Raw genomic sequence first — 2,091 nt, 5'->3', positions numbered from 1 at the left:
GATGTCTTGTCTAACAACGCTTTACCAATAAAGCTGAGAGGGAATCCGAACTAGGGAAGTATTCGGAGGTCTGTGCCAGATGGTGTCTCGATGCGGTAGTCTCTACTTGCGTCGCCTAAATTGGTTTAGGCAAGCCCCGTCCCTTTTAGGGCGGGGTTAGTGACTGCTCAAGTTCAGATTGAATCAGGCGGGGGGATTACCGTCGTCTTCGGGCGGTTTTTGCCCTAGTAAAGCCTCTAGACGGGTTTGGGCAAGCTCAAAATCCGGCGCAATCCCTAAAGCTTTTTGATAACAGGAGATCGCTGCTTGGGTTTCGCCCAAATTTTCTAGGGTACTGCCGCGATTGTACCAAGCTTGATAAAAATTATCGTCCGCTTCTAGCACCTGTTGCCAACATTCTAACGCTTCTTGCCAACGTTGCAGTCCGTATAGGGCGCTGCCTCTAGCGTTAATGATTTGGTGATCGTTGGGGGTGATTTCTAGGGCGCGATCATAACTATTTAAAGCTTCTTCGTAGTTACCGATCATGGCTAAGGCACTACCACGATTATGCCAGGCCGAGGCTAATTGGGGATCGATCGTCAAGGCCTGTTCCCAATCAGCGATCGCATTTGACCAATTGCCTAAATTTGCCTGTTCTAAGCCCTGATTAAACCAATCTGCGGCAGTTTCAGGGATTTTGCCTTCCTGTGAGGAAAATTGAGCGATGAGACTATCAATAATGCTTTCTGCGTCCTTATTTTCGATGCCTAATTGTTCGGCCATTTGGCCCGCCAGGGTAGGATCGTTTTGCAGACGGTTAAATAATTCATCGAGGGTCAGGGTTTCTAATTGGGGATTTTCTGGGTCAGCACCGTTAAAATCGCTAGTTTCACCCGAATATGAGAGATTTTCTGGGGGTTGCGGCTGGGAATAACTACCCGGGGCCTCATCTTCGCCGGCGTATTCCCAGATTAAAGTGGCAGTTTCTTTGGTGTAGAGTTGATAACCGATCTCGTAGGAAGCTTCACCAATGCGTTCAATCCCCGGGAAAGCGCGGGCTAATTCTCCTAAACGGATCATTCTGGTGGCGAGAAGTTGGTTAAGGGAAGCGGAGGATTGCAGACGGGTGCCAAAGCGCTCTAACCATTGTACCCAATCTTTTTGCCGACCTCGATCGCCCAATTTCTCAAAAAATCTCAGAATTCTGCCTTCGTGCCAACCGTGGGCCACTCCATCGAGTAACTGCATATAGAGAAACTCGTAATCTGTATCGGTTAGGGGAACAGATTCGATCGCTTGTACTCTCCCCTTTCCCCCTTGTCCCCCCAAAAGTCGGGTAAAAAAGTTTTCGATCGCGCGCCAAAGTTTTCTTAAAAGTCCCTGCATTCTAATCTCGACACTGGTTTTATTAATCTTGCAAGCATCACCCAATTAGTCTAGCAGTTATCAGTTATCGGGGATTGACTCTCCCCCGCTAACCGCTCGCGCGGTGTAGCGGGGGATTCTCGGTTCTTAGGCTTTTAACTAGATCGACCGAGTTTAACCCAGTCGATCCCCGTCAAATCGCCTCCGCAAGCGTTTTCTAACACGGTCAGTCCGACCGCATTTTTTCCTCGGTTCTCGATTACCTTTGCTGATGCCGTATCTCTTGGTTCAATGTGGCCGCAAGAATCACACCGGTGAACTCTTTCCGATAACGCTTTTTTACCAGTAATCGCGCCACAATTAGGACAGTCCTGGGAAGTTCCGTTTTTATCAACCTTAAGATAATATTTTCCCCGTTTCCAAACAACAAACGGTAATATCTCGTTAATAAAACTACCGATACCTGAATCCAGAGATTGTTTTCTAACGATCCCTCTAGACCAGGAAACGAAGTTAATATCTTCAACAAAGATATTATCAGCGAGATCGCAAAGGTAATGAGCTAGTTTAAAGTGCCAATCTCTACGGGTATTAGACACTTTTTCGTGTAATCTTGCTATCTTCTCTTGGAGTTTTAACCAATTGTTCGAGCCTTTGACTTGATGTTTCAAGCGTCTTTGTAGCAATTTAAGCTTACTCTGTACTTTCAACAAAAATCGAGGGGCTTTGATTAAATCTCCCCGT

Annotated in this window: 2 protein-coding genes; both read right to left on the bottom strand. The window is 46.7% G+C overall.

The window, feature by feature from the left end; translation table 11 throughout:
- Window positions 1–183: 183 nt before the first annotated feature.
- Complete coding sequence (locus tag O9300_RS17850; RefSeq protein WP_287973087.1) at window positions 184–1,368, bottom strand: tetratricopeptide repeat protein; 1,185 nt, start codon at window positions 1,366–1,368, stop codon at window positions 184–186.
- Window positions 1,369–1,502: 134 nt separating this feature from the next.
- The coding region (locus tag O9300_RS17845) for an RNA-guided endonuclease InsQ/TnpB family protein (RefSeq protein WP_287973084.1) at window positions 1,503–2,091 on the bottom strand (589 nt) is incomplete at its 5' end.

The sequence above is a fragment of the Microcystis sp. LE19-195.1E genome, from assembly GCF_027532095.1.
Lineage (GTDB): Bacteria > Cyanobacteriota > Cyanobacteriia > Cyanobacteriales > Microcystaceae > Microcystis > Microcystis aeruginosa.
Note: the sequence above shows the minus strand (reverse complement) of the source record. Positions and strands in the feature narration are given on the sequence as shown.